The following is a 656-nucleotide window of genomic DNA, read 5'->3' as shown; positions in this document are numbered from 1 at the left end:
ATTTTTTAGTTTATCTTTGGCATCTCTATCCATAGTGCATATGCCTTATTACTTTGCAATAAAGTCAGAATAAGGTGTAAATGGTGGAGCTATGCGGGATCGAACCGCAGACCTCCTGCGTGCAAGGCAGGCGCTCTCCCAGCTGAGCTATAGCCCCATTTACATGCAGTGCGAGTAAGTAAGATGTTCCAAACCTCTAAAAGGATTGGTTTGCCAAATCGAGTTATCCGCGACAAATTAACGCGACGTTTAGTTCACTAAACGAGTGTTAATTTAACAAAGGAGAACGAAGATTTGGTGGGTCAGAGTGGACTTGAACCACCGACCTCACCCTTATCAGGGGTGCGCTCTAACCAGCTGAGCTACAGACCCATCTTTTACTCTTTCTTTTATCAAGCAAATCTGTGTGAACACTCAACAAACATTAAGTTAGTCGTATAGGTAAGGAGGTGATCCAGCCCCAGGTTCCCCTAGGGCTACCTTGTTACGACTTCACCCCAGTCATGAACCACAAAGTGGTGAGCGCCCCCCCGAAGGTTAAGCTACCCACTTCTTTTGCAGCCCACTCCCATGGTGTGACGGGCGGTGTGTACAAGGCCCGGGAACGTATTCACCGTGGCATTCTGATCACCGTGGCATTCTGATCCACGATTACT

General features: G+C 47.6%; 2 tRNA genes and 1 rRNA gene. All 3 read right to left on the bottom strand.

The annotated features are described in order from the left end of the window. Positions 1 to 81: 81 nt before the first annotated feature. Positions 82 to 157: transfer RNA gene (locus tag L5M38_RS24350), tRNA-Ala, on the bottom strand. Positions 158 to 295: 138 nt separating this feature from the next. Then, positions 296 to 372 (bottom strand) — tRNA-Ile (locus L5M38_RS24345). 70 nt (positions 373 to 442) lie between these two features. Then, positions 443 to 656, bottom strand: a 16S ribosomal RNA gene (locus L5M38_RS24340); the annotation flags it as partial.

This window comes from Shewanella sp. SM101, from assembly GCF_025654465.1.
GTDB classification, from domain to species: Bacteria; Pseudomonadota; Gammaproteobacteria; order Enterobacterales; family Shewanellaceae; genus Shewanella; species Shewanella oncorhynchi.
Note: the sequence above shows the minus strand (reverse complement) of the source record. Positions and strands in the feature narration are given on the sequence as shown.